Origin of the sequence: Streptomyces sp. KLMMK, from assembly GCF_036961605.1 — a bacterium.
In the GTDB taxonomy this organism is placed as follows: Bacteria; Actinomycetota; Actinomycetes; order Streptomycetales; family Streptomycetaceae; genus Streptomyces; species Streptomyces telluris.
Genome location: NZ_JBAMDC010000493.1, coordinates 1 through 4,155, shown reverse-complemented (window position 1 = coordinate 4,155; position 4,155 = coordinate 1). Strand labels below are relative to the sequence as shown.

Sequence of the window (4,155 nt, the reverse complement as noted above, 5' to 3'; positions counted from 1 at the left end):
GAGTTCCCGTGCCGGAGAAAAGATCGACGACTTTTTACCGGTGTGTCATCGCCAGGTAATAGTCTGTGTGTGGGGCGTGAAACAGATCCTCAAGTGTGGCGGAAAGGCGGGGGCGCTGGCGCGACTTCGACCGTACCGAACCCCCGTAGTGGCAGCAGGCCGGGTACCGAACCATTGCCGCGGAGCCGCAGCTTTAAGCCTGCCCGGCCGGGCGATCGTTGACCACGGGTCTCGCCGCTAACTAGCCTCCAATTAATTCCACTCCATGAAGTTTTCTGAAGGGGAACACTCCCTTGTCGAATGCAGCCCCTACTGCCATTGATCCGGCCCGCTCCATGGCTCACGACATGCCGTTCGGCAGCCGGGGACGGTACGCGGACACGCATCAGCAGCCCGACCACCCGGGCCTGTGCATGGCGAGCCTCGATAGGGCACTGACCATCCAGCAGGCGAACCAGGAGTTCTTCCGGCAGTTCAACGGCTCGTCCGAGGAGATATGCGGCCGCAGCTTCCGCGACGTGGTGCACCCGAGCGTCCGGCAGCCGCTGATGCGCCAGTTCTCCCACCTCCTGGAAGGCAAGCACCAGCGCTTCGTCACCCCCGTCATCGCCGTGGGCCCCGGTGAGGAACAGCCCTTCACCGTTCCCCTCACCGCGGTCGCGGTGCGCGGCGGCCTGCCCGGCACGACCGCGATCCTGGTCATGATGCCGACGGCCCGGGACACCGAAGGGACGCGCGTGGTCACCAACCGGAAGAAAATCCTCTCCGAGATGGACGCCCGCATCCTCGAAGGCATCGCCGCCGGCGTCTCCACCGTCCCCCTGGCCTCGCGCCTCTACCTGAGCCGGCAGGGCGTCGAGTACCACGTGACCTGCCTGCTGCGGAAGTTGAAGGTGCCCAACCGTGCCGCACTGGTCTCCCGTGCCTACTCCATGGGTGTGCTCAAGGTCGGGACGTGGCCGCCCGAGGTCGTGGAGGACTTCGTGAAGTGAACGGACGCGCCCCCGCGCCTCCGCCCCACCGGCCAGCGACAATTCGGCCACAATGTCTGCGTTCTGACTCAAAGATGAGTGGAATCGTGCCGTACGGTTTCTTACTGTCATATTGAGTGGATCATGTGAACCGGCTCCCCCCGAGGGCCGGCCACCGACGCGCCGGCCCTCATGCGAGGTCGCGTCGGGCTTCATGAAAGGAACGCTTTGGCGGTCAGTACCGAGACGCGTCACGAGACCTTCCAGGACCTGGTCGGCCGCTCCGCCGAACTGAACAGCGTGCTGCGACAGGCCGCCCGGGCCCGGGAAGGGACCGCGCAGGCCCTGCTGGTCCGGGGACCTGCCGGAATCGGCAGAAGCAGCCTGCTGACCGCCGTCACCGCCCGGCTGCGAGCCGACGGCTTCACCGTGCGCACCGTCGGCGGCGGTTCCGCGCCCGGCCCGGTCGCCGACGTGCTGACCCCTCCCGCCGGGCCCGCGGCTCCGGACCCCGCAGAGCCGTCGCCCGACCTGTACGCGAGCTGCCGCCGCTTCCACGCCGGCCTCCTCCGGCTGCTGGCCGACGGCCCGCTGGCCATCGTCCTCGACGACGCCCAGTGGTGCGACGAAACCTCCCTGCGCTGCCTCGACTTCGCCCTGCGCAGGGTCGCCGCACAACCCCTCCTCGTCCTCCTCGCCCAGCGCACGGAGAGCGACGGCCCCGGCACGGCCGCCCTCGCCGGACTGCTGGCCCAGGACCGCTGCACGCTGCTGGAGCTGGGGCCGATGAGCGAGTCCGGCACCGGCCGGATGATCGCCCGGGCGCTGGGCGGCCCCGTGGACCCGCTCTTCGCCCGGCGCTGCGCGGAGATCTGCGGAGGCAACCCGCAGCTGCTCGGACGGCTGCTCGCCGGGCTGCGCTGGGCCGGGATCCGCCCCGACCGCGGCGGCCTGCGCCGGCTGCGCGCGGTCCACGGCAGCATCCTGGCCTCGCTGATACCGGGCTTCCTGGCCGGCCAGCCCCGCCCCGTACAGCAAGTGGCCACGGCCCTGGCCGTCCTCGGCCGCGCCGAGCCCGACCTGCTGGGCGCACTGTCGGGCGTCCCGGCCCGGCACGTGGAGACCGCCCTCGGCGTGCTCGGCCGGTTCGAGGCCGTCACCCCCGGACGGCGCGGCCCGGTGATGTGCGACCCCCTCCGCCGCAGCGTCCTGGCAGGCCTGCCGACCGACACCCTGCACGAACTGCGCTCCCGGGCCGCCGGGCTGCTCAACGACGCCGGCCGGCCGGCCGCCGAGATCGTCGGCCAGCTCGTCTTCCTGGATCGCATCGACGAGCCGTGGATGCTCGCGGTGCTCCGCGACGCCATCGCCGACTCACCCGGCCGGACGGCCACCAGGGACGTGGTCACCTGCCTGCGGAGCGCCCTGACGGCACAGCTCACGCCCACCGAACGCAAGGACGTCCACCGCGAACTCGCCAGAGCCTGCGCCCCCACGGCGCCCGAAGCCGCGCTCTGGCACCTGCACCAGGCCCTCACCGCCGCCCCGGACGCCCGGGAGAAGGCCGCCATCGCCGTCGACTACGGCCTCTCGGCCGCCGGGACCCGCCATGCGGCCGACGCCGTGCGCATCCTGGGAGACGTCCTGGACGCCCTCGACGCCGGCCTGGGAGCCGACCCCGCGCCCGCCGACCGCGAACTGCGCACCACCGTCGCCTCGGCCCTCCTGGTCACCGCCGTCAACGACACGACCGCCATGTCCGCGGCCCGCGAACGGTCCCTCACCTGGGCGCCGCCGCACGGCGACAGCCCCGCCGAGCGCCAGCTGCTGGCCGCCATGAGCGTCATGGCCTGCCTGGAGGGCAGGCCGGCCGGTGAAGCGGCGGCCCTCGCCCGCACGGCGCTACGGGTCGAGGACGAGGCCCCCGCCGCCGGCTGGTGGGTCATCGGCCCTTCCACCGTGCTCGGGCTGGCGGACGCCGTCGACGAGGCGCTGGCCGGCCTGGAGCGCTCCTGCGCCGGCGGCCTCGCCCGCCATGGCGCGAGGGTGCGGGTCCCGGCGCTGGCCGGCCGCTCCCTCGCCCTCCACGACGCCGGCGACATCGCCGGCGCCCTGCGTCAGGCGCAGGCCGCTCTCGTGCTCGCCGAGCGGGACGGGCAGGGCGACCCCGCGCCCATGGCCCACATCGCCCTGGGCAGCTCCCTGCTCTCCGCGGGCCGGACCGCCGACGCGTGCGTCGTGCTGGATCGCCTCGTGCGCACCGACTTCGTGCTCGAGAACCGCCTCTTCGAGTGGCACCACTACCTCTACGTCCGCGGCCGGGCGCTGCGCGAACAGGGCGACCTGGAAGGCGCCTTGGCCGTGTGGCGCCGGTGCGGCCGCAGCCTGGAGGAAGCAGGCGTGGCCAACCCGCTCCTGGCCCCCTGGTGGCTGCCCGCCACCACCACCCTCGCCCGCCTCGGCCGGACCGCCGAAGCCGCCGAGCTCGTCGAGCGGGTCCAGCCGGACGTCCGGCGCTGGGGCACCCCCCGGGCCCTCGGCCTGGGCCTGCTCGCCGCGGCCTGCGTCGCCGAGGGCCGCACCCGGCTGCGGCTGCTCGGCGACTCGGTGGACGCCCTGGCCTCCTCCCCGGCCCGCCTGGAGCTCGGCAAAGCCGAATTCCAGCTCGGCCACGAACTGCTGCGCCACGGCGACACCGACGGCGCCCGCCGCCACCTGCGCCGCGTCATCGAACGGGCCACCCACTGCGGATACCACCTGCTGGCCGCCATCGCCCGCAGGCTGCTGGTCACCGCGGGCGGACGGATGCCGCAGCTCGCCGCCAGCCCCCTGGACTCCCTCACCGCCGGCGAGCGCCGCGTGGCCGCCCTGGCCCGCGACGGAGCGAGCAACAAGAAGATCGCCGAGACGCTGTTCATCACCACCCGCACGGTGGAGATGCACCTGACCAACGTCTACCGCAAGCTCGGCGTACGGGGCCGCGCCGAGCTCCCCGGCGGCCTTCGCCCCGCCGGACTGCGGGCGACGGGCCGGTGACCGGGAGAACGGACATGTCACCGACCACCACTCCGCAGCCCGCGCCCCGTACGCCCGGCGACGGCGCGGACGCGTCCTCGCCGCTCGCCGGCCGCGAACGGGAAGAGGCCGTGCTCTCCGCCGCACTGCAGCACCTGCGCCGGGGCCG

General features: G+C 73.3%; 2 protein-coding genes. Both read left to right on the top strand.

Annotated features, from left to right (window positions below; all coding sequences use genetic code 11):
* Positions 1–335: 335 nt before the first annotated feature.
* Positions 336–992, top strand: a complete 657-nt coding sequence (locus V7793_RS34275; RefSeq protein ID WP_443058054.1) for a PAS domain-containing protein — start codon at positions 336–338, stop codon at positions 990–992.
* Between the two features lie 207 nt (positions 993–1,199).
* Complete coding sequence (locus V7793_RS34270) at positions 1,200–4,007, top strand: helix-turn-helix transcriptional regulator (RefSeq protein WP_336013611.1); 2,808 nt, start codon at positions 1,200–1,202, stop codon at positions 4,005–4,007.
* Positions 4,008–4,155: the final 148 nt, after the last annotated feature.

Coding starts and splice junctions, on each gene's coding strand:
- V7793_RS34275 (WP_443058054.1), top strand. CDS start 336: ATGGCTCACGACATGCCGTTCGGCAGCCGGGGACGGTACGCGGACACG.